The organism is Pseudomonas sp. B424, from assembly GCF_055408345.1.
This window is the reverse complement of the sequence record NZ_JBUZTL010000077.1, coordinates 1-694: the sequence shown is the minus strand read 5'-3', so window position 1 is coordinate 694 and position 694 is coordinate 1. Positions and strand designations below refer to the sequence as shown.

The 694-nt window shown below is 59.8% G+C and carries 1 protein-coding gene; it reads right to left on the bottom strand.

The window, feature by feature from the left end; genetic code table 11:
- Positions 1-694: efflux RND transporter permease subunit (locus ACZRMS_RS26300; protein WP_194286477.1), on the bottom strand; the 694-nt coding region annotated here is incomplete at both ends.

Genomic DNA, 694 nt, shown 5'->3' with positions numbered 1-694 from the left:
TAGGCTGCCGGTATGACAAACAGGGAAAGCAAGGGAGCTGTGACCATCCCGCCGACCATTGGCGCGGCGATGCGACTCATCACTTCACTGCCGGTTCCGCTGCCCAACAGAATGGGCAGCAGGCCCGCAATGATGACGGACACCGTCATGGCCTTGGGGCGAACGCGCTGTACAGCGCCTTCACGGATCGCCGCCACCAGCCCACGTTCCGTGTTGTCGCCGAGGTCTACACGTTCGACCCAAGCGTTCTTGAGGTAGAGCAGCATGATCACGCCGAATTCGGCCGAAATTCCGGCCAGCGCGATAAAGCCGACCCCGGTTGCGACCGACAGGTTGTACCCCAATAGATAGAGGAACCATGCCCCGCCCGTGAGGGCGAACGGCAGAGTGGCCATGACCAAAAAGGCCTCATCGAAGCGGGCGAAAGTCATGTAGAGCAGCACGAAAATGATCAACAACGTGGCAGGCACAACTAGTTTTAGTCGGGCGTTGGCCCTTTCGAGAAATTCGAACTGCCCCGAGTAGCTCAGGCTCATGCCTGGCTGCAACTTGACCTGTTCACTGACGACCCGGCGCAGATCGGCGACGACTGAGGCAATGTCCCGGCCCCGCACGTCGATATAAACCCAGCCCGAAGGCCGAGCATTTTCGCTCTTGAGCATCGGCGGGCCGTCGCTGACCTTAATCTTCGCCA